Genomic DNA, 25,330 nt, shown 5'->3' with positions numbered 1-25,330 from the left:
GATGACGATCACTTCGGAGGAGTCTGCCCGCGTGCCCGCGAGCACTCCGCGCCCCTTCCCCGACGACTTCCTGTTCGGCGTCGCGACCGCCGCCTACCAGATCGAGGGGGCCGCCCACGAGGACGGCCGCACCGACTCGATCTGGGACGCGTTCAGTCGCGTGCCGGGCGCGGTCGTCGGCATGGAGAACGGGGATGTCGCGTGCGACCACTACCACCGCTACCGCGACGACGTCGCGCTCATGTCGCGGCTGGGCGTGCAGACCTACCGTTTCTCGACGTCGTGGTCGCGGGTCTGTCCCGACGGCGGCCCGGTGAACGCGAAGGGCCTCGACTTCTACTCTCGACTGACCGACGAGCTGCTGCAGCACGACATCCTGCCCTGGCTCACGCTCTACCACTGGGATCTCCCTCAAGCGCTCGAGGAGAAGGGCGGGTGGCCCAATCGCGACACCGCCTACCGCTTCCTCGACTACGCGACCGCCGTGTACGACGTCCTCGGGGACCGGGTCACATCGTGGACCACCCTGAATGAGCCGTGGTGCGCCTCGTTCCTCAGTTACATCGGCGGCGAACACGCGCCAGGCCGGCAGGACCCGACTGCCGGCCTGGCTGCGGGGCACCACTTGCTCCTCGGCCACGGACTCGTCGTCGACGAGCTCCGGCGCCGCGACCCCGGGCTGAGCCTCGGCATCACCCTCAACCTCACCGTCGCCGACCCGGTGGACCCGAACGATCCGGCGGACGTCGACGCCGCCCGGAAGATCGACGGCCAGTTCAACCGCTTCTTCCTGGACCCCGTCTTCCGCGGCGCCTACCCCGAGGACGTGCTGCGGGATGTCTCCGCTCTCGGCTTCGAGCCGGTCGTCCAGCCGGGCGACCTCGAGCTCATCTCGACGCCGATCGACATGCTCGGCGTGAACTACTACCACGGCGAGCTCGTGGGGGCGCAGCCGCCGGCGGGAGCATCCATGTCCACGGCGGCGCCGTCGGAGCGCCCGAAGCGCTCCCCGTTCCCCGCGGCGGAGGGCGTGTACTGGCACTTGCGCGACCTGCCCCTCACGGCGATGGACTGGGAGGTGCAGCCCGAGGGACTCACCCGGCTGCTGCGTCGCATCCACGACGAGTACACCGGGCCGGCGGGCGTCGCTCTCGCCGTCACCGAGAACGGTGCCGCGTACGCGGACGTCGTCGGGGCCGACGGGGTCGTGCACGACGTCGAGCGCACCGAGTTCCTGGAGCAGCACCTGGGCGCCATCCTCGACGCGATCGACGACGGCGTGCCGGTGCACGGCTACTTCTACTGGTCGCTCATGGACAACTTCGAGTGGGCCTGGGGCTACGACAAGCGGTTCGGTCTCGTGCACGTCGACTACGACACCCTCGAGCGGACACCGAAGGACAGTGCAAACGCTTACGCCCGCATAATCGCTGGGCGCACGCTGTAGCGCTGTGACTGGTTAGACTCAGCCCCATGACCCTCGAACTGCCCGGCCGGCGCGTTGCGCCGACGCTGGAAGCGGTTGCCGCGGAGGCGGGCGTGTCGCGCTCGACCGTGTCGCGCGTCGTCAACGGGTCGAGCCATGTCAGCCCCGACGTCGTCACCGCGGTGAACGCCGCGATCGACCGGCTCAACTACATCCCGAACCGTGCGGCGCGCTCCCTCGCCAACCGGCAGACGATGGCGATCGCCCTCGTCGTGCCCGAGGACACCCAGCGCTTCTTCGGCGACCCGTTCTTCTCCGAGATCATGCAGGGCATCACGAGCGTGCTCGAGGACTCCGACTACGTGCTCAACCTGCAGCTAGCCCGCCCGGACGCACCGTCGGAGAAGACCATCCGCTACCTCCTCGGCGGCAACGTCGACGGCGCGATCGTCGTCTCGCACCACTCCGGCGACGACTTCTTCACGACCCTCGATGCGACCATCCCCGTGGTCTTCGGCGGCCGCCCCTTCGACCCGGAGAAGCACCGCAACAACTACGTCGACGTCGACAACGCGGCTGGCGCGGCCCTCGGCACGAAGCACCTGCTGTCGCTCGGACGGCGCCGCATCGCGACGATCGCCGGCCCCGCCAACATGCAGGCCGCCATCGACCGGCACGACGGCTGGCTCGCTACGGTGCGCGAGGCGGGCCAGGATGACTCGCTCGTCGAGTACGGCGACTTCACGATGGCCGGCGGCGCAACCGCCATGCGCGCGCTCCTCGATCGCGCCCCCGACCTCGACGCGGTGTTCGTGGCGAGCGACCTCATGGCGACGGGCGCGGTGGCGGTGCTGCGGGCCCGCGGCAAGCGGGTACCGGAGGACGTCGCCGTCGTCGGCTTCGACGACAGCTCTGCGGCGACGAGCGGCGAGATCGCGCTCACCACCGTCCACCAGCCCTCCCGGGAGATGGGCACGGAGATGGCCCGGATGCTCCTCGCCCTGCTGCGCGGGGAGCGCCCCGACCCCGAGCGCGTGATGCCGACCCGACTGGTGATCCGCGACAGCGCGTAGTCTGGGGGCATGGCTACCGAGGTTGTGCAGGATGCGGCGATGAACCGCTTCGAGCTGCTCGTCGACGGGCAGCAGGCGGGCATCGCCGACTACATCGTCCGCGGCGACACGATCGTGTTCGTCCACACCGAGATCGATCCGGCCCACCGCGGTCAGGGCCTCGGCGACGAGATCGCCCGCGGCGCCCTCAACCTCGTGCGGGCCGAGTCCGACCTGCGGGTGGTGGCGAGGTGCCCGTTCATCTCGCAGTGGATCGCCGAGCATCCCGACTACCAGGACCTGCTGACCCGCTAGTCGCGCCCTGGTGATGCTCTAGCGGTCGCCGAGGTCGATCGTAACCTTGCCGTCGTAGACGCCCTTGTCGCCGTCCCCGGCGACCGGGGCGGGGGCGGGCAGCACGGTCTGCCGGTCGAGCTCGATCTGCGCCTCGTGGCGCGTGGGGTGGAACACCTCGTCGCCGATGCCCATCACGCTGCCGTGCGTGCCCGAGGTCTTCGACTTGTTGCTCAGGTCGATCCAGCCGAGCCGGTTCGCGAGATACGCGAGCGCGCCGACTCCCACGACGATGACAATGACGACCCAGGGCTCCACCACCCCGGCATCCTACGCCAGCGGTCTGGGTGGGCGCCCGGGCGTCACCCCGGTTTCACCGCCGCCGGGGAGTGCGCCCGGGCGGCCACCGGCGGTAGCCTTCCGGCATGACCGAGCTGCCTCGCGCGGCCCTCGCGTGGGCGGGGTGCTTCGACGCGCGGGAGGACGAGCGGGCGGGCATCCTCGCGCTGCCGACCGCGACGTGGCAGTCGGACGCCGCGACGCTGCTGCGCCTCGCCGCCACCCACCGCGCCGGGAACGCAACCCCGGGGCTCTCGCTCGAGTACGTCGCCGCTGCCGCCCAGTGCGAGGGCGCGCCGGCGTGGGCGGGGCCCGTGGGGGCGGTGCTGCGGGCGGATGCCCTGCGCGCCCTCGGCAGGCCGGCGGAGGCGGCAGCCGCCCTCGACGAAGCGCGCTCCGGCCTCGAGTCGCGCCGACTGGACCTCGGCGACCGGCTGCGCCTGTCGGGAGTGGTGCACGTGCGCGAGGGCATCGCGGCCGCGCTGTCGAGCGACTTCCCGGCGGCGATGGCCGCCCTCGAGCGCGGCCGTGAGCTCGTCGCCGACCTGCCTTCCGTGCACGCGGAGGCGACCGGGATGCTCGCCCTCATCGCGTTCCTCGTCGGCAGGCTCGACGACGCACGCACCCTGCTCGCCACGATCCGCTCGACCGCGAGCGGCACCGCACTGCTGCCCGCCGCGGCGACGGGCGCCCTGCTCGCGATCGAGACGGGCGCCGCGGAGGCGCACCTCGAGGAGATCGCGGCCGCCCGCGCCTCCGCCGCGGGCACCGAGTACCACGCCCTCCTCACGGCGGCGCACGCTGTCGCGCTCGAAGCGGCCGGTCGACCGGACTCGGTCACCCGCGCCCTGTGGGACCTCGACGCCGCCGCGGGCAGCGATGCGGCGACGGCCCGCTTCCTCGGATTGAGTGCCTGGCTCGCCGTCCAGGCGGGGGCGCGCCAGATCGCTCCCGCGCTCGCCGCCCTCGACGGGATCGACCCGGACCCCGCCCACTCAGTGTGTCCGGCGGCCTGGCGCGCGAGGCTCTACCTCGATACGGGCGACTGCCACCGTGCCCTCGCGGAACTCGCCCCGTGCGTCGCGCTCGGCCCGGCGCACGCGATGCGCACCCTCGTGTACGTGCTCGCCGTCTCGGCAGCCGCCTACGCGGGGCTGCGCGACACGGTGTCCGCCGACGAGACGTTCGCCCGCGCGCTCGACCTCGCCGCGCTCACGGGCCTGCGGCGCTACATCGTGACGCTGCCGCCGACGGCGCTCGCCGAGCTGCTCGGGCGGGCGGCCGGGTCCGCGTTGCCCGAGGCGTCCCAGCGTGTCGTGTCGGACGTCGCCGGGATGCTCCCGGCGGACCCGACCGCGCCACAGCCCCTGCTCAGCCCCCGCGAGCGGCTCGTGCTGCGCCACCTCGCCGAGGGCGAGTCGCAGCACCGCATCGCGTGGCTGCTGTCGGTGTCGCACAACACCGTGAAGACGCAGATCCGGAGCGTGTACCGCAAGCTCGAGGTCGATTCCCGGCAGGCGGCCGTCGAGCGGGGGCGGGTGCTCGGCTTCGTGGAGTGACGCCCTCAGCGGCGCGGCACCACCACGGGGCGGCCGTTCACGAGGTGCAGCTCGACGGGCAGGCCGTAGACGCGCTCGACGCGATCGGCGGTGAGCACCTCCGCGGGGGTGCCGATCGACTCGAGGCGACCTCCCGCGAGAAGGGCGAGGCGGTCGGCGTAGGCGCCCGCGAGCGACAGGTCGTGGAGCACGACGACGACGGAGCATCCCGAGTCGGCGAGCACGCGCGCGCGGCGCATGACGTCTTCCTGGTGCCGCAGGTCCAGGGCGGCGGTGGGCTCGTCGAGGAAGACGATCGGCGTGCGCTGGGCGAGCACGCGGGCGAGCGCCACTCGAGCACGTTCGCCCCCGGAGAGGGACGTGTAGCGGCGGTTGGCGAGGTGCGCGACGTCCGCGGCATCCATCGCCTCGTTCACGGCGGCGATGTCGTCGCGGCCCTCGAGGGTGCGCGCCCACGGGGCCCGACCCATCGAGACCACCTCGATCACGCGGAACGGGAAGCTCACCTGGTTCTCCTGCGTGAGCACGGCGCGCAATCGCGCGAGCTCCGAGTGCCGGATGCTCCCGAGCTCGCGCCCCTCGAGCGTGACCGTACCGGCGCTCGGGCGCCGTTCGCCGCTGAGCACCCCGAGGAGGGTGGACTTGCCCGCGCCGTTCGGGCCGACGAGCACGAGCACCTCCCCCGGCCGCACGTCGAGGGTCACGCCGTCGAGCACGCTGTGCCCGTCGAGTTGGACGCTGACGCCGTCGGCCCGGATGCCCGCGCTCACGCCCAACCCCCCGAGCGCCGCCGCTGTCGGAACAGCAGGAAGAAGAAGAACGGGCCGCCGATGAGCGACGTCAGGAGGCCGATCGGCAGGTCGGCGCCGGGGACCACGGAGCGGGCGAGCAGATCGGAGTAGACCATGAGCACCCCGCCGCCGGCCGCGCTCGCGACGATGAGCCCTCGGTGGGCGGGGCCGATGATCATGCGCACGACGTGCGGGATGACGAGACCGACGAAGGCGATGATGCCGCAGAACGCGACAGCGACGCCCGTGAGCAGGGCGACGAGAACGATCGAGCCGACCCGCAGCGCCTCGACGTTGACGCCGAGGTGGCGGGCGTTGCGCTCCCCCAGCGCGAGCAGGTCGTAGCGGCGGCCGAGTGCGACGGCGGCGATCGTACCGAGCACGGCGACGACGACCACGACGACGACCTCGCTCCACAGGGAGCCGTTGAGGGAGCCGAGCTGCCAGAACACGATCTGCTCGCGGCTGCCGGAGTCGGCGATGAAGATGAGGAACGCGAGGCCCGCACCCGCGAACGCGTTCACGGCGATTCCGGTGAGGAGGAGGGTGACGACCTCGGTGCGGCCGTTCGCGCGCGACACGAGATAGACGAGCAGAGTCGCGCCGAGTCCGCCCGCGAAGGCGAACAGCGCCGTGCCACCGGTGCCGAGCACGGTGACGCCGACGACGATGCCGACCGCCGCGCCGAGGGCGGCACCCGACGAGACGCCGACGACGCCGGGCTCCGCGAGCGGGTTGCCGAAGATCGCCTGCATCACCGCACCCGCGACGGCGAGCGCTGCCCCGACCGCGAGGCCCATCGCGATGCGCGGGAAGCGAACCACCCACAGCGTCGACTCGACGATCGGATCGGTCGGCGCCCAGCCGTTCGAGATGCCCAGCGCGCGCAGCACGGAGCCGACGACCTCCGCGGGCGACACCGCCAGCTGCCCGACGACCGCGGAGACGACGACACCCCCGACCAGCAGTACGGCGAGGGCGGCGGTGAGGATGACGGAGCGGCTCGCGCGGTTCACGGAACCCGGTACAGCCACTCTTCGGTGCTGAACTTGTCCGCGACGAGGCGGTGGGCCTGCTCGAACTCGTCCCGGGTGATCTCGCTCGGCGTGAGCCCGTAGAGGCCGCGGAACGTGTCCACCATGCGCTCGATGATCTCGGCGCGGGGCATCCCGGTCTGGCTCCGCAGCGGGTCGACGCGCTTGTTGGCGCTCACCACGCCCTTGTCGCTGATCTTCTCGCGGCCGATGCGCAGCACCTGCACCATGCGGTCGCCGTCCATGTCGTAGCTCATGGTGACGTGGTGGAGCACCGCGCCCGAGCCGAGCCGCTTCTGCGCGGCACCGCCGATCTTGCCCGTCGGGCTCGTGATGTCGTTGAGCGGCACGTAGCTCGCCTCGATGCCGAGCGACTTGAGGGCGACGATCACCCACTCGTCGAGGAACGCGTAGGAGTCGGCGAAGCTCATGCCCTGCACGAGGTCGATCGGCGCGTAGATCGAGTAGGTGATGACGGTGCCCGCCTCCATGAACATCGCCCCGCCGCCGGAGATGCGGCGCACGATGTCCATGCCGTACTTCTTCGCGTTCTCGAGGTCGACCTCGTTCTTGACCGACTGGAAGCTGCCGAGCACGACCGCGGGCTTCTCCCACTCCCAGATGCGCAGCGTCGGCTTGCGGCGACCCGCGCCCACCTCGGTCGCGAGCACCTCGTCGAGCGCCATCTGCACCACGGGGTCGACCGCGGGCCCCTGGATGAGCTGCCAGTCGTAGTCGCGCCAGCCGGTCGCCTTCTGCAGCGCGCGGCGCACAGTCGTCGCCACCGCCTCGGGGGAGAACCCGAGCAGGAGGGCGTCGGTGGGGAGGGCCCGGCGCACGGCGGTGGCGATGGCCTGGGCATCCGCGTCCGCCGACAGTCCCGTGAGCGCGGCGTTGATGTCGTCGAGCGCGGAGTCGGGCTCGAGGAAGAAGTCGCCCGCCACGCGAACGTTCGCGAGCGCGCCGTCGACCACGTCGAGGTCGACGACGACCAGCTTGCCCCCGGGGACCTTGAACTCGCCGTGCATTAGGCCAGCCTAACTTGCGAGGGCACTCTCCCGCGCGATGGCTGCCCTGCCGGAGAATACCGGGTGAATTTCCCCCGGTCGGCGGGATCGGAGGCAGACTGGAGAGCGTGAAACGTCTCGTCGCCTTCGTCTCGGCTGCAGCCCTCGGGCTCACCGTGATGCTTCCGGCGACCGCGTTCGCCGACCCCGAGGACCTCGTGCCGGCGCAGACGTATGTCCCGGCGGGGGAGGCGCAGACGCTCGTCGCCAACCAATACGACGCGGCGCCGCTCATCCGCGACTCGTTCAGCGCCGAGATCCTGAAGCCCCCGGAGCCCCCGCAGTTCACGGGGACGCCGATCGCGGGCATCCTCACCACCTGGGGATGCTCCGCGCCCGTCAACGACGGCTTCGGCCCCCGCGAGAGCGGCATGCACAACGGCATCGACGTCATGTGCGGTCACGGCACGACCGTGGTCGCCTCCGCGGCGGGGACCGTGATCGAGTCGGAACTGGGCGGCAGCTGGGGTCAGTACATCAAGATCGACCACGGCGGCGGAATCGCCACCCTCTACTCCCATCTGATCGAGGGCTCGCAGATGGTCGCCGTCGGACAGGTGGTCGCCGCGGGCGAACCGATCGGTCTCGTCGGAGCAACGGGCAACGCCTCGGTGTCGCACCTGCACTTCGAGGTGTGGGTCGACGGCATTCGGGTGGACCCGATTCCCTGGCTCCCCTGAGGCCCGGATGGCACGGCTCGCCGGACGGCCCTAGGGCACGAACTCGCCGTGCCCGCGCGCGATCAGCCGCGCCCGCAAGCGCCGCGCGGCCTCGTCGAGATCCTCCGGCTTCGCGGTGCGGTCGATGCCGGTGTGCGAGTACTCGTAGACCGTCCACGACGGCCAGACGTGCAGGTGGGCGTGCGGCACCATGTAGCCCTCGTACATGACGCCGACGCGCGTGGCATCCCACTCCTCCTGCTGGGCGAGGCCGATGAGCCGGCCGACGCGGAAGATGTGGAGGGCGTCCTCCTCGGAGAGGTCGGTCCACTTGTCGACCTCGGCGAGCGGGATGACGAGCGTGTGGCCGGGCCGCCGCGGCTCGATCGTGAGGATGGCGAAGCAGCGCTCGTCGCGCCAGATGAAGCGGCCCGGGGCGCGGCCCTCGAGGATGTGGGTGAAGACGGAGCTCATGAGGGCAGGCGCGAGTCCAACCACGCGAGAAGGTCGGCGACGACCTCGTCCTTGTTCGTCTCGTGGAAGAGTTCGTGGCGGGCACCCGGGTAGACGACGGCCTGCACGTCGGTGAGGCCCGAGCGCTTCACGTAGTCCCGCGCGAGCAGCTCCACCGAGCGCTCGCCGCCGAGGGAGTCCTCGCTGCCGATCATGATGAGCAGCGGGATGTCCGCGCCCAGTTTCTTCGCCGGCCGTCCGAGCAGCCGTGCCCCGTCGACGAGGCCGAAGAGCTTCGAGGCCATGGCGGCGAAGTTCAGCGGGTCGTCCGAGAAGGCGGTGTGGACTGCGACGTCGCGGCTCAGCCACTCGTTGCCGGTCGTGCCGAGGTGCTTGTGCTTCTTGTTGAGGTCGCCGGAGTTCATGTGGCGAACGCTCCGGTACGCGGTGCCGGTGAGCACGAACGCGTCGTAGTCGCCGGGCCACCGGTTGAGGATGACCTGCCCGAGGAGCGACCCCCACGACTGGCCGAGGAACACGATCGGCAGTCCCGGGTTCGCGTCGCGGATGATGCCGGTGAACTGGTGGATGCCCTCGACGGTCGCGCGGTTGCCCCCGACGCCGAGCCGACCGAGGCGCGAGCGGTCGCCGTCGTGCTGCCCCATGCCGGTGGCGCCGTGCCCGCGGTGGTCGTCGGCCCAGACGGAGTACCCCGCGGCGACGAGCTTCGGCACGAGGCCGGCCTCGTAGCGCAGGGCGTGCTCGCCGAGGCCGTGGGCGAGCTGGATGACCGCGCGCGGCTTGGCCGCCGCCCAGGCGTAGTAGTGGATGGTCACGCCGTGCGCGTCGACGTACGAGCCATCGCGCCGGATCGGGGTGAATGTGGGCATCGCGGCCTCCTCGTGAGCCCATCGTAGAGCGGCCGGGAATACTTAGCGCAGCTAATTTGCTAGGCTAAGTAATGATGATCGATCCCTCCACACCCGAGCACCTGGCCAGCGCAGACGACCTCCGCATCGCCGTCATGCGCCTCGCGCGACGGATGCGCCTCGAGCGGGTGGACGGGGATGTTTCCGACGGGCAGCTGTCCGTGCTCTTCGTGCTCGCCAAGCACGGGCCTCAGACGCTCGGCTCGCTCAGCGACATCGACCGCGTGAGCGCACCCTCCATGACGCGCACGGTGAACGCCCTCGTCGACGCCGGGCTCGTCTCGCGCTCCGCCGCCCCCGACGACGGACGCAAGGTGCTCATCGACCTCACGGACTCCGGCACCCGAATCGTCGACACCACGCGGGAGCGCCGCGCCGCCTGGTTCGACACGCACCTCGCGGGCCTCAGCCCCGAGGACCGCCGCACCCTGCTCGAAGCCGCCCCGATCATCCGCGCGCTCGCCGACTCGTGAGCGCCATGTTCCGCAGCCTGCGGGTGGCCAACTACCGCTGGTGGTTCGCCGGAGCGCTCGTCTCCAACACCGGAGCCTGGATGCAGCGCACCGCCCAGGACTGGATCGTGCTCACCGACCTCACCGACAACGACGCCGCCGCCCTCGGCGTCACGATGGCGCTCCAGTTCGGGCCGCTCCTGCTGCTCATGCCCGTCGCCGGGCTCATGGCCGACCGCTTCGACCGAAAGCGGCTGCTCGCGTGGACGCAGGGTGCGCAGCTCGTGCTCGCGCTGGGTCTGGGCATCCTCGTCGTCACCGGCCTCGCCACGCTCCTCACCGTCTTCGCGTTCGCGCTCGGGCTCGGCATCGCCACCGCGATCGACGCTCCCGTTCGGCAGGCGTTCGTCTCCGAGCTCGTCGACGACGAGAACCTGCCGAATGCGGTCGCCCTCAACTCGATGTCGTTCCAGGGGGCGCGGCTCGTCGGGCCGGCCGTAGCGGGAGTGCTCGTGGCGCTCATCGGGGCCGGCCCCGTGTTCCTTCTCAACGCGGCGTCCTTCGCCGGCGTGCTCACGTCGCTCGCGTTCATCAAGCGATCCCAGCTCGTGCCGGCCCCGCGGCTCGAACGGGCGAAGGGGCAGATCCGCGAGGGGCTCGCCTACGTGCGCTCGCGACCCGACATCGTCGTGGTGCTCGCGGTCGTGTTCATCATCGGCACGTTCGGCTTCAACTTCCCCATCCTCGTCTCGACGATGTCGACCGTCGAGTTCGGCGGCGGGTCGGAGCAGTTCGGCATCCTCTCCTCCGTCATCGCGATCGGCTCGCTCGTCGGGTCGCTGCTCGCCGCCCGTCGTGAGAAGGCGCGCTTCGGGGTCATCGTCATCGGCGCCGCGGGCTTCGGCCTCGCGTGCCTCGCGGGGGCGTTCTCCCCCACGCTGTGGGTCTTCTCGGGGCTGCTACTGCTCGTCGGCGCCGCCGGCCTCACGACCATGAACACCGCCAACGCCTACGTGCAGACCACCACCGACCCGGCTGTGCGCGGGCGCGTCATGGCGCTGTACCTGGCGCTGTTCGCGGGAGGCACCCCGATCGGCGCGCCGATCGTCGGCTGGGCGGCGAACGAGCTGGGGCCCCGCTGGGCCGTGGGCATTGCCGCGGCATCCGGGATCGTCGCCGCCCTCGTGGCGGTCGGCTGGCTCGTGCTCGGTCGAGGGATGCGCGTCATCCGGCAGCCCGGAGCGCGCTTCGGCCTCGGCCTCTCGTTCGCCGCGGACCGCACGGCTTCGGCTCGCGCAGAAGAGCGCGAGCTCGCCACCCAGGACATCGCGATCGTCGAGACGACTCAGCGGCGCACGAGCTAACTGCGCGGGCCGCCCCCTTCGGGAGCCGTCAGGGGACGGCCGCGCGACGAGTCGGGGAAGGTTATGCGGAGCGGCGGCGGCGCGCGGCGCCGATCGCCGCGAACCCCGCGAGCAGCGCGAGGGCGCCAGCCGCAACGATCGGGGTCGTGTCGACGCCGGTCGCGGCGAGCGCCGGGGCGGTGTGGCCGAGCGCGAGACCGCCCTCCGGTCCCCACAGCTCGAATGTCGTCGTCTTGGCTCCGATCGCGAAGTTGAGCTCGCTGTACGGAGCGAAGCCGTCGGCGAGGTCCTCGTCGCTCAGGTCCTCCCACGTCATGAGCACGAGGGTGTAGTTGCCCGGCGCGAGGGCCGCGCTGAACCACGGTTGGTGGCCCTCGATGATCGTGCCGTCGGAGAGGTACTCGGCGTCGTTCTCGTCGCCGATGTCGTTGAGGTCGTCGTTGCAGCCGACCACTCCGGCATCCGGGTTCGCCGGGTCGAACGAGGAGTACACCGCGAGCATCGGGTCGCCGATCGGGTCGAACGCGTTGATCGGGACATAGTCACCGGCGGGCGTCGAACGCATGCCACGGAAGGTGTACGTGCCTGCGGTCGTGACCGTGACCTCGAGAGTGCCGTAGACGTGGATGCCGTGCACGTAGGTCGAGAGGCCGCAGTCCTCATCGCCGCCGAGGAAGTGCTCGTCATCCTCGTCCTCGGTGAGCGTCATCTGGGGCGCACCGAGCGGGATCGTGATGTCCTCGGTGAAGAGGTGCGAGCCCGAGGGCACCGTCTCGGGAGCGGCCTCGAACACCCACGCATAGAAGCTCGCCGTGCACGGCCCGGAGTCCGAGTAAAGGTTGATCTCCGACCCCGCCCCGAGAACCAGCGTGTCGCCGGTCTCGTCGACGGCCACGGTCGACCCGCCCACGTAGTCGTAGTAGGAGTCGAAGCCGGTGACCTCGAGGGTGACGGTGTCGCCGGGCACGACCGGGAAGTAGGAGTAGTCGTTGACGAGCGTCTCGCAGTCGAGCGTGTAGCTCGTCGTCGCGGCGGAGGCGGCGAGCGGTGCTGCCGCGACGGCTCCGGCGAGAGCGAGGACTCCGACGGCGAGGGCCGAGAGTCGGCGGGTGGCGGAACGAGCGGTCACAGAATCCTCCGAAGGGGTGGTGCGGGCATCCCCGTATATCGGCCTACGCTATCAGCGCTTTCCCAGGCGGGGTACACGTCGTCTACCCCCACAACCGGGGGCACGCTCAGCTCTCGCGCGTGATCTCCACGGTGACGAACAGGGAGCTGCCGAAGGGCCCCGCGTAGACGCCGCGCAGCGGCGGGACGTCGTTGTAGTCGCGACCGCGCCCCACGAGGACGTGCCGGTCGCCGATCTCGATGCTGTTCGTCGGGTCGTAGCCGCGCCAGCCGTCGCCGCAGAACCACTCGACCCACGCATGCGACTCCCCGGCGATCGTCTCGCCGATCTCCGCGTCGGGCTTGGGATGCAGGTAGCCCGAGACATACCGTGCCGGGATGCCCACGTGTCGCAGTGCCCCGAGCGCGATGTGCGCGATGTCCTGACAGACGCCCTTGCGCACCGCCCAGGCCTCGGCAGCTGTCGAGTGGACTCCCGTCACACCCTGCATGTACTCGACCGCGTCGCCCACGGCGTTGCAGATCTGCAGCGCCGCGTCGCACGCGTCGCTCGTGGCGGCGGCGATCTCGCGCGCGAGGTCCTGCACCTCAACCGGCGGCGCGGTGCGGCGGGTCTGCTTGAGCTGCTCCACGGTCGACGTCGTGCGCTCCGCGGCGAGGGCGAGGGCATCCCAGTCGAGCTTGTCGTCTGTGTGCGGTCGCGGGCGCACCTCCACGAGGCTCGTCGCGGTGAGCGCGAGCTCCTTGTGCGGGGTGAGGATTTCGAACGACGAGACTCGGGAGCCCCAGTAGTCGACGTAATTGTGGTGGCTCGAGATCGGCAGGATCTCGAGGTTCGAGAACAGCACGAGCTGGCCGTCGGAGCTCACGGGCAGCATGCGCGCCTCGTTGTACGACGCCGTCACGTCGCCGCCGTAGTGGAAGCCCGTCATGTGCTTGATGCGCAGCCGGTTCACGAGGTCTCCCCCACCCAGCTCGGCGCGACCTGCGTCGGGAAGTAGCGCTGGCGGATCGCCTCCGAGGCGGCGCTCGTCGCGGCCTGGACGTTGTCCATGTGCATCGTCAGGTCCTCGAGGATCTCGGAGATGGGACGGTACTCGAGCTCGCTGCGGATCTGGCCGAGGAGCCGCTGCGCCTGGTCGGAGACGCCGACGCGGTCGCTGCGCGGCTCGATCTCGCGCAAGCAGTTCTCGGCGCGCGAGACGGAGAACAGGATGCTGCGCGGGAACAGCCGATCGAGCAACAGGAACTCGGCGGCGTTCCGCGCGCTCGGCACCCCTCGGTACGTCCGCAGGTACGCCTCGTAGGCGCCGCAACTCCGGAGGATCGTCGTCCACGACGGACCGGATGCCTCGGTCAACGAGCGAGTGGCGAGCAGCCGCGCGGTCATGTCCGCGCGCTCGATGCTGCGGCCGAGGGTGAAGAACTGCCACGCCTCGTCACGGCTCGTCGCCGACTCGATGATGCCGACGGCGAGCGCCGACCGCTCCCGAACCCAGCCGAAGAACTCGTGCACCTTGTCGCTCGACACCTTGCGGGGCATCCTCGCGCGCGTCGTGTTCAGGCACTCCCACAGCTCGGTGGAGACGATCTCACGGGCCCGGCGGGCGTTCTCGCGGGCGGCCCCGAGGGAGAACGCGATCGACGCCGGCTCGTTGCGGTCGACGGCGAGGATCGTGAGCACGTCCTGTCGCGTGAGCTGGGCGTCCTCCGGCGCATCGCTGCCCATGACGCTCAGCAGGGAGCGGCAGGCGAGGTCCTCCTCGATCCACGGATCCTCGAGCAGCAGCTGCAGGTGCACGTCGAGGATGCGCGCCGTGCCGTCGGAGCGCTCGATGTAGCGGCCGATCCAGAACAGGGACTCGGCGATGCGGCTCAGCATTCGCCCGCCCCTTCGAGCGCGTCAGGGAGCGAGCGGCTCTGCTGCTGCTGCTCCTGCTGTCCCTGGCCGAGCGGGCGATCGCTCGGTGCGTGGTCCTGCAGGTGCGACTTGAGCATCTCGGGCGTGATGATCGTGATCGCCTCGGTCGCCGCGGCCTGACCGGCGACGAGACCCTGGATGCTGTGCCTCGCGATCTGCAGCGGATCCTGTCCCACGACCCAGGTGTCCTTCGAGCCGCCGCCCTGGGACGAGTTCACGACGAGCTCTCCCTCGGGCAGGGCCACGCGAGTGAGGCCGCCGGGCAGTACCCAGATGTCGTTGCCGTCGTTCACCGCGAACGGGCGCAGGTCCGCGTGGCGCGGGCGCATCCCGTCGTCGACGAGTGTCGGGATCGTGGAGAGCTGCACGACGGGCTGCGCGATCCAGCCCCGCGGGTCGCGCAGCAGGCGGCCCTTGAGCTCCTCGAGTTCGGCCTTCGACGCCGAGGGGCCGATGACGAGGCCCTTGCCGCCCGAGCCGTCGACGGGCTTCACGACGAGTTCGTCGAGGCGATCGAGCACCTCCTCGAGGGCGCCCGGGTCTTCGAGTCGCCAGGTCTGCACGTTGGGCAGGATCGGCTCCTCGCTCAGGTAGTAGCGCGTGAGGTCCGGGAGGTAGGTGTAGACGAGCTTGTCGTCGGCTACCCCGTTGCCGACCGCGTTGGCGATGGTGACGTTGCCGAGCCGTGCCGCGAGCATGAGGCCCGGGCTGCCGAGCATCGAGTCGGCACGGAATTGCAGCGGGTCGAGGAACTCGTCGTCGACCCGGCGGTAGATGACGTCGACCCGAGTGGGGCCGGCGGTCGTGCGCATCCACACCCGCCCGCCGGAGCAGAACAGATCGCGGCCCTCGACGAGCTCGACGCCCATGAGACGGGCGAGCAGGGTGTGCTCGAAGTAGGCGGAGTTGTAGACGCCGGGCGTGAGGACGACGACCGTCGGGTCCTCGACGCCGGCGGGGGCGGATGCCCGCAGCGCGCTCAGCAGCTTGTGCGGGTAGTCCCCCACCGGTCGCACCCGCATGCTCACGAACAGCTCCGGGAGCGTCTGCGCCATGACCCGGCGGTTGGAGATCACGTAGGAGACGCCGGACGGGACGCGCACGTTGTCCTCGAGCACGCGCCAGGCCCCCTGCTCGTCGCGGATGAGGTCGATGCCGGAGACCTGGATGCGGACCCCGTTCGCCGGCTCGATGCCTGCGGCCTCGCGGTGGAAGTGCGCCGAGCTCGTGACGAGACGGGCCGGGATGACGCCGTCCTTGACGGCGTTCTGCGGGCCGTACACATCGGCGAGGAACGCCTCGAGGGCGCGGACGCGCTGCTTGACGCCCGCCTCGACGGTGAGCCACTCGGCCTGGTCGATGACGCGGGGCACAGCATCCAGGGGGAACGGGCGCTCCTCCCCGGCGAAGTCGAACGTGACGCCCTGGGCGAGGTAGCTCGCGCCGAGAGCCTCGGTGCGACCGCGCAGCTCGTCCTGCGTCATCTGCGCCAAGGCGGAGTGGATCTCCTTGTACGAGGAGCGCGCCTGGTTGGGACTGGCGAACATCTCGTCCCACGCGGCAGCGCCCGGTCGCCGGGTGGCGGTGGCGCCGTAGCCGTCGAACAGGTCTGCCATGGGGAGAGCATAGGGCCGCCGTGTTGCGGCGGTGTTTCAGCCGCGCGGGGTTGCGGAGTCCGGCTAACAGTATTAGCCTCTGACCGAGAAGCTAACGCTATTAGCCAGATGGGACAGCCCTGATGAAGTTCGCACAGATCGTGTACGCGATCATCGCCCTCGCCCTGCTCGGGCTCGCTATCGCCGGAGGGGTTGCTTACGGCTGGATCGCCACGGGCATCCTCGTCGCCGGGGTCATCGTCCCCGACCTGGCCCTCGTCGGCGGATTCTCGCCCGGCCTCGAGAAAGGCCAGCTCGCCCGCCGAGCCGTCGTGCCCTACAACATCCTCCACAGCTACTACGTGCCGCTCGCGCTACTGCTCCTCGGCCTCGTCGCGCCGGTAGTGTGGCTACCCACGGCGCTCGAACTGCCGCTCCTCGCCCTCGGCTGGGCGCTGCACATCAGCACCGACCGCGCCGTCGGCTACCGATTCAGGACGTGGGATGGACTCCAGCGCACCGCCTTCACCTTCGCCTAAGGCCCCCTCGGGGCGACGCGAGCAGGTGCTGGATGTCGCCCTCGAGGTTCTCGAGAGCGACGGGCTCGAGCACCTCTCGCTCGGCGAAGTCGCGCGGCGGCTCGGCATCAAGACGCCCTCGCTCTACAAGCACGTGGAGGGCAAAGCCGATCTCGAGCTCGGGCTCGTCGAGCAGGGGTTCCGCCGCTTCACCGCCGAGGTCGAGTCGGCCCTCGGCGCCGTGCCCGATACCGCGGACCGGCGCACCCGGGTTGCGGCGTACGCCGCCGCCTACCGCGGCTTCGCGCTCGGGCATCCCCAGCTCTACCGACTGATGAACGACCGGCCCATCGACCGGTCGCGGCTCGCACCCGGGGTCGAGACGCGCGCCGCCCTCGCGCTGTACCGCCTCCTTCCCGACGTTGACCTCGGCCGCAGCACGTGGGCGTGGGCGCACGGGCTCGCCATGCTGGAGATCGCCGGAAGATTCCCCGACGGTGCCGACATCGACGCCGCGTGGGCGGTGCTCGTCGACGTCGTCACGGGCGCCTGAGCAGGCTACTCGCCGGGCCGCAGCACCACGGTGCCGCGCTTGCGGCCCGTGTCGACCCGGGCGTGCGCTGAGCGGACGTCGTCGAGCGAGTACTCGCCGTCGACGAGCGGATCGAGGATGCCCGCCGCCGCGAGCAGCGCGAGCTCGTCGAGATCCGGGCGCTTGTCGGCATCCTTCCGCAGTCCGGTGAACGCGATGCGCGCGCGGCGGGTGACGAGGCGGTCGAGCAGCACCGCGCCGGGAACGGTGGTGAGGTAGGCGCCCTCGGGCGACAGGATGCCCCGCACCCGTCGGAACGAGGTCGAGCCGACCGCGTCGAACACCAGGTCGAAGCGCTCTCCCTCGGCGGTGACGTCGCGCTCCCGGTAGTCGATCGCCTCATCGGCGCCGAGGGCGAGCGCGAGCTCGGTGTTCGTCGTGACCGCGGTGACATAGGCGCCGAGGTGCTTCGCGAGCTGCACGGCCGCGGAGCCCACTGCCCCGCTCGCGCCGATGACGAGCACGCGCATGCCGGCGCGGAGGCGACCCGTGTCGCGGAGGAACGGGAGGGCGGTCATCCCGCCGTCGGTGAGGGCCACCGCCTGCGCGGGGGTCACTTCGTCGGGGAGCGCGGCGATCGCGCCGCGCTCCTTCACCGTGATGAGCTCGGCGTGGCCGCCCCAGCTCGCGCCCGTCGCCCCGAAGACGCGGTCGCCGGGCATCCACTCGGTCACGTCCGCGCCGACCCGCTCGACCGTGCCGGCGAAGTCGCTCCCGAGCACCTGGTCTCGCGGCCCCAGGCCGAACATGAGTCGCGCGATCCGCGGCTTCCCGCTGCGCCCCGCGGCGTCGGATGCCCCGACCGAGGCCGCCTCGACGCGCACGAGCACCTCCCCCACGGCCGGCTCGGGGTCGCGCACCTCCCGGACCTCCACCACATCGGGACCGCCGAACCGGCTGAAGACCGCTGCTCTCATGACTCCGACTCCTCCGGGTAGTGGAACACCGCGTCGAGCGGGACACCGAACACGCGGGCGATCTGGAACGCGAGCTCGAGCGAGGGCGAGTACTTGCCTTGCTCGATCGCGAGGACGGTCTGCCGCGTTACGCCGATGCGGTCGGCGAGCTCGGCCTGGGTCATCTCACCGTTCGCGAAGCGCAGCGCGCGGATGTCATTGGTGACGCGGGTGGGCTTTCCCATCAGAATCCCCGGCGGTAGAGGCCGATGCGGATGATCGACGTCAGTACGGCCTGAGCGGCGAAGCCTAGGTACACCGCGTTGGCGATCCAGAAGTAGTCGACGCGGAGGATCGCGAGCACGAGTGCGGCGACGGCTCCCGCGACGAGGGGCCAGGCGCCGAGGCGCTCGGCGGTGCGGGCGATGTCGCGGTCGCGGTCATCCGCCCGCTGGCTCGCGCGCGGGGTGACCATCTCGACGAGGATGCGCAGCACGATGGCCGACGCGATCGAGATGCCGATCGACCAGAGCAGCGGGCCGACGTAGTCGATATCGCCCGCGGGCGTTGTGGCGAGCTGGCTCAGCACGATGCCGAGGTAGACACCGTAGGTGCCGAGAACGACGACGAGGTACACCCACGTGCCGCGTTCTTCGTAGGTCATGGGGGCTCCTTCGTGACGCCATGTACAGAATCTTTGACATCGACCACTGTAAAGAATCCCGTACCTCATGTCAAATTTTCTTTACTCACTACCCAGTTTCTCAGGAATATGCCGCCGCCGACGGGATAGTGCACTCGGCGACCGCATATTCCTGAAAAGCTGGGGGGATGAAGCGCAGCATCCTCGTCCTCCCCGGCGGCGGGTACGCCGGGCACGCCCCCCACGAGGGCGAGCCGGTCGCCGAGTGGATCCGCGGCCTCGGGTGGGATGCCCGAGTCGTCGAGTACCCCGTCAAGACGCGGCATCCCGGCCCCCTGCGGGCGGTGCAGCGCGAGCTCGCCGCCGAGCGCGCCGCGGGATACGAGCAGGTGGGCATCCTCGGCTTCTCCGCGGGCGGCCACCTCGCCGGGCACGCGACGCTCGTGAAGGATGCCGTGGACCGGCCCGACTTCGCGGTACTGTGCTATCCCGTCACGACCATGCAGGCGTCGACCCACATCGGCTCGCGCACCAACCTGCTCGGACCGCGCCCCTCGTGGTGGGCCAAGCGCGCGGTCTCGTTGCCGCGGCTCGTCACCCCCGAGACGAAGCCCATGTTCATCTGGACGACCGCCGGCGACCACGGCGTCGAGTACGCCGACCACGCCTACCCGCTCGGGCAGGCGCTCGCCCGGCACAACGTCGAGCACGACTTCCATGTGTTCGCGGACGGCGGGCACGGGCTCGGGTTCGCCGAGGGCAAGCCCGCCGCCGCGTGGCGCGAGCTCTGCGCGGCCTGGCTGGAGCGGTTCTAGCGGCCCGTCGTCGACGCGCGCACGATGAGCTCGGGCTGGAAGATCACTTGCTTCGGGGCATCCGGGCGCGGCTCGTCCGACATCGCGTCGACGAGCAGGTCCACCGCGGCGAAGCCGAAGCCCTCGTGCGGCGCGCGGATCGTCGTGAGCGGGATGATCGACGCCTCCCCGAACTCGATGTCGTCGTAGCCCACGAGCGCGATGTCCTCCGGCACGCGGATCCCGCCGTGCACGAGCACCTGCAGGATGCCGAGAGCGAGCAAGTCGTTGACCGCGAAGACGGCGTCGGGTCGGGCATCCGCGGGTCGGGCGAGGATCGCGCGGCCGATCTCCCGGCCCTCGGCGATCGTGCGGTTCGTGCCGTTGACGATCTCCAGCACTGCGCCCGGAACCTCGCGCACCGCCGAGTTCGCGCCCTCGAGCCGGTCGGCGACCTGCCGGATCCCGAGCGGGCCGCCGACGAACGCGACGCGCCGCCGCCCGAGCTCGAGCAAGTGCTGCACGGCCATGTGGCCGCCGGTCACGTCGTCGATCGACACGGACGGCTGCGTCGGGTCCGCGGCGCGCTGTCCGATGAGCACCGACGGGATGCCGCGGCTGCGGATCTGCGCCAAGCGGTCGTCGATCGGGTGGTGCGAGGAGACGAGCATCCCCTGCACGCGCTGGGATTCGAACAGCTCGAGGTACGCGTCCTCGCGCGCGCGCGAACGGTTCGAGTTGGAGATGAAGACGGAGAGGTCGTGCGTCGCGGCCCGCTGCTCGACACCCTCCGCGATCGTCGCGAAGAACGGGTTCGAGACATCCGGGGCGATGTAGGCGATCGTGCCCGAGCGGCCGAGCCGCAGCTGCCACGCGGCATTGTTGCGCACGAAGCCGAGCTGGTCGATCGCCCGCTGGATGCGCTCGCGCTTCTCCGGGGAGACCTTGTCGGGGTGGTTGATGTAGTGCGAGACGGTGCCGAGGGAGACCTCGGCGAGCGTCGCTACCTCTCTAATACCGACCCTGGCCATTGCAGGAGGATACCGCGTCGGTGGCGGAAGGGATCGCCACCCGTCTCGCGCAAGGGCACACCTAATTCCCTAGAGCGCTGCGAATTCGCCGCGCCAATGGGAAGTAGGTGTGCCCTTGCGGGGTGGAGCTTCGGGAACTACCTCGTGATCTCGTCGAGGTGGAGCATCCGCGCGAGGTTCTTGTCGAGCTCGTCGTCGCGGAAGATCTTCTTCCAGTCCTCCTTGATGATCGACTCGCGGCCGTAGTCCATCGCGATGAGGCACGCGTCGGAGAACGGGTTCGAGCCCTTGAGCGTGTTCGCGAGCGCGACCTGGGTGTGGCCGAGCAGGATGCTGCGCGCCGCCTCCCGCGGGACCCCCATGGTGTTCACGGTCTCCTCGAGGGCCTCCGCGAGCAGCGCGCCGACCATGCACGCGACCGTCTCCACGAGAGTCGGCTCGAGCTGCGCGAGCTGCTTGACGGTCACCCAGTGCACGTCGATGACGGGCGCGAAGATGATGCGCACGACGGCCTCGAGGATCTCCTTCTTGGCCGGGTCGTCTGACTCGATCGCGGCGATCGCGTCTTGCGGGGCCGCGATTCCGCCGAAGGTGTCCGCGTACTCCTCGGGGGTGTGGCGCTCGAGGAACACCGACGGGTGGCACGGGTGGGTGACGCCCTGGATGACGTCCTCGCGGGTGGCGAGGAGGCCGGCGTACGCGGCGGCCGGGTCGAGGGTCAGCATGATCGATCCGGACTTCATCTGCGGGATGACCGCGGCCGACACCGCCGCGAGGGCGAGGTCGGGCACGGCGAGCACGACGACGTCGGCGTCGGCGACCGCGGCATCCGTGTCGGTGAGGGTGCGGCCGGTGGCGGTGACGCGCTCCTGGCCCGCGGGCGAGTTCTCGCTGTAGTAGACGGTGTGGTCGGTCTTCACGAGGTTGTTGGACACTCGCATGCCCATCTTCCCGCCCGCGCCGATGACCGCGATGGTGAGCTTGTCACTCATGATTGCTTGCTCCTTAGATAACTGAGGTTGTGGGAGTTCCACTCGTTCTCGAGGCGGGCGGTCTCGTCGAACGAGTCGCGCCAGGTGAGCCAGTGCTCGATGACCTGGTTGATGCCGCGCTCCTCCGGGCGCACGGTCCCCACCAGATGGTCGTAGTCGAGGAGTCCGGTGCCGAGCGGCACGCCCTCGAGGGTGAAGCCGACCCATCCCCCGCGACGGGAGAAGGCGAAGTCCTTCACGTGGATGCCGCGGACGTACGGCGCGGTGCGCTCGACGACGTCGCGCGGATGCTCGAGCGCCGCCACCGAGTTCGCCGGGTCGAGCGTGATGCCGAGGGCGGGGCTCGCGACGGTCTCGACGAGGGAGACGAGGTCGGTGGATGACACCTGCTCGTAGGTCTCGAGGGCGAGCGTCACGCCGGCCGCCTCGAACGCGGGCAGCGCCGCGCGCAACAGCGACTCGGCCTCGACGAGGGTGGGCGTCGAGTCGGGACCGTTGACCATACTGCGCACGAAGGTCGCGCCGAACACCTCGGCGATCGACAGGAACGTCGCGAGATGCTCGGTCTGGAGCCCCTTCGTGCCGAGCTCGAGGGTGATCCCGAGGTCGTCGGCGAGCGACCGGATGCCCTGCAGCTCCGCCGCGGAGTAAGAGAGGAGTGGGGCGTAATCGCACACCTGGAACAGGTCGACGCCCGACGACCGCGTGCGGTGCAGCATGTCGGCGAGCGTGAGCGGTGCGGGGGCCCGATCGGAGTGCTGCCAGAAGAAGGCGTAGGTGGACAGGCCGATCACGATGCCGCCGCCTCGTCGAGTACCGCGGCGAGCGCGGCCGGGTCGTGGGCGAAGCGGCCGAGGAACAGCCCATCCACGCTGTCGCCGAGGCGGGTGAGAAGCCCGGGTCCGGCGCTGCCGCCGTAGATCACGGTCCCCCCGCGCCCGATCGCGTCGAGGTGCTCGCGCAGCGCGCGGCAGACGGGCGAGATGTGGTCGGGACCGGCGGGCTCTGCGGCACCGATGGCCCAGACGGGCTCGTAGGCGACGATGATGCGGCCGGCCGGAGCATCCTGCACCGCAGCATCGAGCTGCGAGATGACCTCGGCGGCGGCGACCGCGGGCGTGACCTCCGCGACCTCGCCGATGCACAACACGGGGGCGATGCCGTTGCGCAGGGCGGCGGCGGTCTTGGCGGCGACGACGGCATCCGTCTCGAAGAACAGGCGGCGTCGCTCGGCATGGCCGACCTCGGCGACGCGCACCCCGATCTCGGCGAGCTCGGCGCCCGACACCTCGCCGGTGTACGCGCCGGAGTCCTCCCAGAAGAGGTCCTGGGCGCCGACGAGAACGCGAGTGCCCTCGAACGCCGCGATCGCCCCCGGGATCGCCGGGAACGACGGGATCACGAAAAGCTCGACCTCCCCCGACGCGACGGCGCGATGCTCGCGCGCGAGCTCCGCCACGCGATCGAACCACGACAGCGCGGCGGCGTGCCCGAAGTACATCTTCAGGCTCACACCGACCGTGCGGGGCATCAGCAGGATCCGGTCAGCTCGTACTGGTCGAGCACGGCGACCTTCTCGGCCGACGCGCTGGACTCGTCGAAGCGGTAGGTGAGCCACTCGCGCACGAGTCGGCGGGCGAGCTCGGCACCGATGACGCGCTGCCCGAGGGCGAGCACCTGGGCGTTGTTCGACAGGATGAGCCGCTCGACCGAGAAAGAGTCGTGCGCGACGGACGCGCGGATGCCCGCCACCTTGTTCGCCGCCATCGCGACACCCATGCCGGTGCCGCAGATCAGCAGGCCCCGGTCCGCGTCGCCGCGCGCGATGGTCTCGCCGACCGCGACGCCGACTTTCGGGTACGGGGTGTGGCCGTCCGCGTCGACGCCGACGTCCTCGACCGACTCGACGAGGTCGCTCGCGAACAGGTCCTTCTTGAGGAGTTCCTTGTAGTCGTAGCCGGCGTCATCCGAGCCGATCACGATGCGGAGCTTGTCCATTACTTACTGTCCTGTTCCTTGAGTACGGTCGCGATGCGCTGCACGATCAGCGCGAACGAGTGAGCGCCCGCGTCGGGCGTGCCGAGGCTCTTCTCGGCGTGGGGCCGGGCGCGGCCCATCTTCGGGAGGAGCTGGGCGGTGGCGGCGGCCGCCGTAGTGGCTGCGTCCGCGGCATCCGCCCAGGCCTGGGTCAGCGGGCGGCCGGCCGCGATGCCCGCCTCGAGCGCGTCCGCGAACGGCACGAGGGCGTCGACCATGGTCTTGTCGCCGACCACGGCGCCGAAGCCGAGGATGCCCGTCGTCGCGCCGCGGACGCCCGCAGCCACCGCGGCGCCGCTCGCGGCATCCGAGTCCCCGAGGGTGTCGCCGATCGCGCGGAGGGCCACTCCCCAGAGGGCACCCGACGTTCCCCCCGCGCGATCGGCCCACGCGTCGCCCGACCGCTGGAGCAGTGTGCGCGCGCCGGAACCAACGGCGAGCAGCTCGACAGCGGCGGACGACGCGGCTCGGGAGCCCCGCTGCATTCCGATGCCGTGGTCGCCGTCCCCGGCGACGGCATCGATGCGGCCGAGCTCGCCGACGTTCTCGTCGATGACCTCGGCGATGGCCTGGAGCGCGGCGGCCGCGACGGCGGCGGCGGCGCGGGAGTCGTCGGTGGCGGGAGGGATGTTCTCGGTCAGGCCCGCGTCGAGAGCCTCGGTTGGCGCGGGGGCCGCTTGCTCCACGGCGCCGACGGAGCCCTTGCGGTAGGCGGGGGTGTCGGCCGGGGCTCGCCAGAAGCGCTCCAGCTCGCTGCCCTCCTCGGTGCCCAGCCAGAAGAGCGTGAGGGATGCCCCGGCCATGTCGAAACTCGTGACGAGCTCGCCGACCTCCGGCTCGACGATGACGACCCCGGCTTCCTCGAGCAGCTGCGCGACCCGGCGGTAGACGACGAAGAGCTCCTCGTACTTCACCGAGCCGAGGCCGTTGAGCAGCACCGCGGCGCGCTGGCCGTCGGGCGAGGAGATGCCCTCGGGGAGCTCGGACAGCAGCGTGGAGACGAAGAGCTCGGCGAGACCGTCGGCGGTCGGGACATCCGTCTCGTCGATGCCGGGCTCGCCGTGGATGCCGATGCCGACGCCCATGCGGCCCTCCGGGATCGTGAACAGGGGCTCGGCCGCACCGGGGAGCGTGCATCCCGTGAAGGCGACGCCGAAAGAGCGGGTGCGCTCGTTGGCCAGCTCCGCCACGCGCACGACCTCGTCGAGCGAGTAGCCCGCCTCGGACGCGGCGGCGGCCGCCTTGAAGACCGTGAGGTCGCCGGCGATTCCGCGACGCTTGTGCTTCTCGGCGAGAGGGGCGCTCGCGATGTCGTCGGTGACGACGACCGTGCGGGTCTCGATGCCCTCGGAGTTCAGGCGATCCTGCGCGGCGGTGAAGTTGAGCACGTCGCCGGCGTAGTTGCCATAAGTAAGGAGTACGCCCCCGCCGAGGTTCGCCGCGGCGGCGACCGAGTGGACCTGCTGCGCGGACGGCGAGGCGAAGAGGTTGCCCATGGCCGCACCGTGCGCGAGGCCCTGGCCGACGATGCCGCCGAAGGCGGGGTAGTGACCCGAGCCGCCGCCGATCACGACCGCGACGGTGCCGGGAGTGGAGACGGTGCTGCGCACGACGCCACCCGAGACCCGGCGCACCTGGGCGGAGTTCGCGGCCACGAAGCCGTCGATCATCTCATCGGCGAAGGCGCTCGGTTCGTTGAACAGGCGGGTCATGGAGTGCTCCGGGTGGTTCGAGTGGATCTGAGGGAGACCCCGGGGCGGTCGG

General features: G+C 70.9%; 29 protein-coding genes. 10 read left to right on the top strand and 19 right to left on the bottom strand.

The features are described from left to right. Window position 1 precedes the first annotated feature (1 nt). Genes Q5716_RS00825 through Q5716_RS00815 form a run of 3 tightly spaced genes read left to right on the top strand, consistent with a single transcriptional unit; the run spans window position 2 to window position 2,793 of the window. Window positions 2–1,447: a GH1 family beta-glucosidase gene (locus Q5716_RS00825; RefSeq protein WP_305001195.1), complete on the top strand. Its 1,446-nt coding sequence runs from the start codon at window positions 2–4 to the stop codon at window positions 1,445–1,447. Window positions 1,448–1,473: 26 nt separating this feature from the next. Next, the gene (locus Q5716_RS00820; protein ID WP_305001194.1) at window positions 1,474–2,499 is read left to right on the top strand and encodes a LacI family DNA-binding transcriptional regulator; all 1,026 of its coding nucleotides are present in this window, start codon (window positions 1,474–1,476) and stop codon (window positions 2,497–2,499) included. Window positions 2,500–2,508: 9 nt separating this feature from the next. Continuing rightward, window positions 2,509–2,793, top strand: a complete 285-nt coding sequence (locus Q5716_RS00815; protein ID WP_305001193.1) for a GNAT family N-acetyltransferase — start codon at window positions 2,509–2,511, stop codon at window positions 2,791–2,793. Between the two features lie 18 nt (window positions 2,794–2,811). Here Q5716_RS00815 and Q5716_RS00810 read toward each other — a convergent pair whose 3' ends face one another. Continuing rightward, window positions 2,812–3,093: a hypothetical protein gene (locus tag Q5716_RS00810; protein ID WP_305001192.1), complete on the bottom strand. Its 282-nt coding sequence runs from the start codon at window positions 3,091–3,093 to the stop codon at window positions 2,812–2,814. Window positions 3,094–3,197: 104 nt separating this feature from the next. Between Q5716_RS00810 and Q5716_RS00805 the strand changes: the two genes are divergently transcribed. Then, window positions 3,198–4,670, top strand: a complete 1,473-nt coding sequence (locus Q5716_RS00805; protein WP_305001191.1) for a LuxR C-terminal-related transcriptional regulator — start codon at window positions 3,198–3,200, stop codon at window positions 4,668–4,670. Between the two features lie 5 nt (window positions 4,671–4,675). On the opposite strand, the gene Q5716_RS00800 is transcribed toward Q5716_RS00805, so the two are convergent. The 3 genes from Q5716_RS00800 to lplAB are packed head-to-tail and all read right to left on the bottom strand — an operon-like array spanning window position 4,676 to window position 7,523. Next, window positions 4,676–5,440: a heme ABC transporter ATP-binding protein gene (locus tag Q5716_RS00800; protein ID WP_305001190.1), complete on the bottom strand. Its 765-nt coding sequence runs from the start codon at window positions 5,438–5,440 to the stop codon at window positions 4,676–4,678. Next, on the bottom strand, window positions 5,437–6,477 hold the full coding sequence (locus tag Q5716_RS00795) for a FecCD family ABC transporter permease (RefSeq protein WP_305001189.1): 1,041 nt from the start codon (window positions 6,475–6,477) through the stop codon (window positions 5,437–5,439). The genes Q5716_RS00800 and Q5716_RS00795 overlap by 4 nt, the downstream gene beginning before the upstream one ends. Further along, window positions 6,474–7,523: a lipoate-protein ligase LplAB gene (gene lplAB, locus Q5716_RS00790; protein WP_305001188.1), complete on the bottom strand. Its 1,050-nt coding sequence runs from the start codon at window positions 7,521–7,523 to the stop codon at window positions 6,474–6,476. The genes Q5716_RS00795 and lplAB overlap by 4 nt, the downstream gene beginning before the upstream one ends. 107 nt (window positions 7,524–7,630) lie before the next feature. Between lplAB and Q5716_RS00785 the strand changes: the two genes are divergently transcribed. Beyond that, window positions 7,631–8,242, top strand: coding sequence for a M23 family metallopeptidase (locus Q5716_RS00785; RefSeq protein WP_305001187.1), 612 nt, complete (start codon window positions 7,631–7,633; stop codon window positions 8,240–8,242). A gap of 30 nt (window positions 8,243–8,272) precedes the next feature. Here the strand turns inward: Q5716_RS00785 and Q5716_RS00780 are convergent, their stop codons facing one another. Both Q5716_RS00780 and Q5716_RS00775 read right to left on the bottom strand, forming a co-directional pair. Then, window positions 8,273–8,695 (bottom strand): HIT family protein, encoded by a 423-nt coding sequence (locus tag Q5716_RS00780; protein WP_305001186.1) that lies wholly within the window; start codon window positions 8,693–8,695, stop codon window positions 8,273–8,275. Next, window positions 8,692–9,564, bottom strand: coding sequence for an alpha/beta fold hydrolase (locus tag Q5716_RS00775; RefSeq protein WP_305001185.1), 873 nt, complete (start codon window positions 9,562–9,564; stop codon window positions 8,692–8,694). The genes Q5716_RS00780 and Q5716_RS00775 overlap by 4 nt, the downstream gene beginning before the upstream one ends. A gap of 71 nt (window positions 9,565–9,635) precedes the next feature. Between Q5716_RS00775 and Q5716_RS00770 the strand changes: the two genes are divergently transcribed. Together Q5716_RS00770 and Q5716_RS00765 are read left to right on the top strand one after the other, a co-directional pair. Continuing rightward, a complete protein-coding gene (locus tag Q5716_RS00770; RefSeq protein WP_305001184.1) occupies window positions 9,636–10,076 on the top strand; it encodes a MarR family winged helix-turn-helix transcriptional regulator in 441 nt (146 codons plus the stop codon). Then, window positions 10,073–11,419, top strand: a complete 1,347-nt coding sequence (locus Q5716_RS00765; RefSeq protein WP_434056572.1) for an MFS transporter — start codon at window positions 10,073–10,075, stop codon at window positions 11,417–11,419. Before Q5716_RS00770 ends, Q5716_RS00765 begins: the two co-directional genes overlap by 4 nt. Before the next feature lie 61 nt (window positions 11,420–11,480). Here the strand turns inward: Q5716_RS00765 and Q5716_RS00760 are convergent, their stop codons facing one another. From Q5716_RS00760 to Q5716_RS00745, 4 genes are all read right to left on the bottom strand, one after another. Then, the gene (locus Q5716_RS00760) at window positions 11,481–12,548 is read right to left on the bottom strand and encodes an LPXTG cell wall anchor domain-containing protein (protein ID WP_305001183.1); all 1,068 of its coding nucleotides are present in this window, start codon (window positions 12,546–12,548) and stop codon (window positions 11,481–11,483) included. Between the two features lie 106 nt (window positions 12,549–12,654). After that, window positions 12,655–13,503: a transglutaminase family protein gene (locus Q5716_RS00755; RefSeq protein ID WP_305001182.1), complete on the bottom strand. Its 849-nt coding sequence runs from the start codon at window positions 13,501–13,503 to the stop codon at window positions 12,655–12,657. Continuing rightward, a complete protein-coding gene (locus Q5716_RS00750) occupies window positions 13,500–14,429 on the bottom strand; it encodes an alpha-E domain-containing protein (RefSeq protein ID WP_305001181.1) in 930 nt (309 codons plus the stop codon). Before Q5716_RS00750 ends, Q5716_RS00755 begins: the two co-directional genes overlap by 4 nt. Next, window positions 14,423–16,084, bottom strand: coding sequence for a circularly permuted type 2 ATP-grasp protein (locus Q5716_RS00745; protein ID WP_305001180.1), 1,662 nt, complete (start codon window positions 16,082–16,084; stop codon window positions 14,423–14,425). The genes Q5716_RS00750 and Q5716_RS00745 overlap by 7 nt, the downstream gene beginning before the upstream one ends. Window positions 16,085–16,206: 122 nt before the next feature. On the opposite strand from Q5716_RS00745, the gene Q5716_RS00740 reads away from it, so the two are divergent. Together Q5716_RS00740 and Q5716_RS00735 are read left to right on the top strand one after the other, a co-directional pair. After that, the gene (locus tag Q5716_RS00740) at window positions 16,207–16,602 is read left to right on the top strand and encodes a DUF4260 family protein (RefSeq protein ID WP_305001179.1); all 396 of its coding nucleotides are present in this window, start codon (window positions 16,207–16,209) and stop codon (window positions 16,600–16,602) included. 25 nt (window positions 16,603–16,627) lie between these two features. Beyond that, entirely contained in the window at window positions 16,628–17,134 is a 507-nt protein-coding gene (locus Q5716_RS00735) for a TetR/AcrR family transcriptional regulator (RefSeq protein WP_305001178.1), read from the top strand. A gap of 5 nt (window positions 17,135–17,139) precedes the next feature. Here the strand turns inward: Q5716_RS00735 and Q5716_RS00730 are convergent, their stop codons facing one another. The 3 genes from Q5716_RS00730 to Q5716_RS00720 are packed head-to-tail and all read right to left on the bottom strand — an operon-like array spanning window position 17,140 to window position 18,733. Beyond that, complete coding sequence (locus Q5716_RS00730; RefSeq protein ID WP_305001177.1) at window positions 17,140–18,090, bottom strand: quinone oxidoreductase family protein; 951 nt, start codon at window positions 18,088–18,090, stop codon at window positions 17,140–17,142. Continuing rightward, entirely contained in the window at window positions 18,087–18,314 is a 228-nt protein-coding gene (locus tag Q5716_RS00725; RefSeq protein ID WP_305001176.1) for a helix-turn-helix transcriptional regulator, read from the bottom strand. Before Q5716_RS00725 ends, Q5716_RS00730 begins: the two co-directional genes overlap by 4 nt. Then, the gene (locus Q5716_RS00720; RefSeq protein ID WP_305001175.1) at window positions 18,314–18,733 is read right to left on the bottom strand and encodes a hypothetical protein; all 420 of its coding nucleotides are present in this window, start codon (window positions 18,731–18,733) and stop codon (window positions 18,314–18,316) included. Before Q5716_RS00720 ends, Q5716_RS00725 begins: the two co-directional genes overlap by 1 nt. 167 nt (window positions 18,734–18,900) lie before the next feature. On the opposite strand from Q5716_RS00720, the gene Q5716_RS00715 reads away from it, so the two are divergent. Continuing rightward, window positions 18,901–19,527, top strand: coding sequence for an alpha/beta hydrolase (locus Q5716_RS00715; protein ID WP_305001174.1), 627 nt, complete (start codon window positions 18,901–18,903; stop codon window positions 19,525–19,527). On the opposite strand, the gene Q5716_RS00710 is transcribed toward Q5716_RS00715, so the two are convergent. The 6 genes from Q5716_RS00710 to Q5716_RS00685 all read right to left on the bottom strand — a co-directional run bounded on the left by Q5716_RS00710 (window position 19,524) and on the right by Q5716_RS00685 (window position 25,278). Further along, the gene (locus tag Q5716_RS00710; RefSeq protein ID WP_305001173.1) at window positions 19,524–20,537 is read right to left on the bottom strand and encodes a LacI family DNA-binding transcriptional regulator; all 1,014 of its coding nucleotides are present in this window, start codon (window positions 20,535–20,537) and stop codon (window positions 19,524–19,526) included. The genes Q5716_RS00715 and Q5716_RS00710 overlap by 4 nt on opposite strands. A 137-nt stretch (window positions 20,538–20,674) precedes the next feature. Beyond that, a complete protein-coding gene (locus Q5716_RS00705; RefSeq protein WP_305001172.1) occupies window positions 20,675–21,529 on the bottom strand; it encodes a phosphogluconate dehydrogenase C-terminal domain-containing protein in 855 nt (284 codons plus the stop codon). Continuing rightward, window positions 21,526–22,323, bottom strand: coding sequence for a sugar phosphate isomerase/epimerase family protein (locus tag Q5716_RS00700; protein WP_305001171.1), 798 nt, complete (start codon window positions 22,321–22,323; stop codon window positions 21,526–21,528). The genes Q5716_RS00705 and Q5716_RS00700 overlap by 4 nt, the downstream gene beginning before the upstream one ends. Continuing rightward, entirely contained in the window at window positions 22,320–23,060 is a 741-nt protein-coding gene (locus Q5716_RS00695) for a triose-phosphate isomerase family protein (RefSeq protein WP_305001170.1), read from the bottom strand. The genes Q5716_RS00700 and Q5716_RS00695 overlap by 4 nt, the downstream gene beginning before the upstream one ends. Continuing rightward, on the bottom strand, window positions 23,060–23,527 hold the full coding sequence (locus Q5716_RS00690; RefSeq protein ID WP_305001169.1) for a ribose-5-phosphate isomerase: 468 nt from the start codon (window positions 23,525–23,527) through the stop codon (window positions 23,060–23,062). Before Q5716_RS00690 ends, Q5716_RS00695 begins: the two co-directional genes overlap by 1 nt. Further along, window positions 23,527–25,278 (bottom strand): dihydroxyacetone kinase family protein, encoded by a 1,752-nt coding sequence (locus tag Q5716_RS00685; protein WP_305001168.1) that lies wholly within the window; start codon window positions 25,276–25,278, stop codon window positions 23,527–23,529. Before Q5716_RS00685 ends, Q5716_RS00690 begins: the two co-directional genes overlap by 1 nt. Window positions 25,279–25,330: the final 52 nt, after the last annotated feature.

It is taken from the genome of Antiquaquibacter soli (assembly GCF_030580675.1).
GTDB lineage: Bacteria > Actinomycetota > Actinomycetes > Actinomycetales > Microbacteriaceae > Rhodoglobus > Rhodoglobus soli.
This window is presented reverse-complemented; position numbering and strand designations above follow the sequence as displayed.